The sequence below is a fragment of the Orrella sp. 11846 genome (genome assembly GCF_048820935.1).
GTDB lineage: Bacteria > Pseudomonadota > Gammaproteobacteria > Burkholderiales > Burkholderiaceae_B > Algicoccus.
In genome coordinates, this window is record NZ_JBMERD010000077.1 from 1 (window position 1) to 223 (window position 223).

General features: G+C 47.1%; 1 rRNA gene. It reads left to right on the top strand.

The features are described from left to right. Nucleotides 1–6: 6 nt before the first annotated feature. Nucleotides 7–120 (top strand): 5S ribosomal RNA (gene rrf / locus ACOI06_RS14680). Nucleotides 121–223 lie beyond the last annotated feature (103 nt).

Here is a 223-nt window from a genome sequence, read left to right on the forward strand (position 1 = left end):
CCTTCGCCTGACGACCATGGCAAGGTGGACCCACTCCTTCCCATCCCGAACAGGACAGTGAAACACCTTAGCGCCGATGATAGTGGATTTCGCATCTGTGAAAGTAGGTCATCGTCAGGCACTTATTCCGAAAAACCCCAGCCTAAAAAACTGGGGTTTTTTATTGCCTGTTCAAAACACACTCCAAACACTCAACATCTCTAAACCATCCAACCCAAAAAAA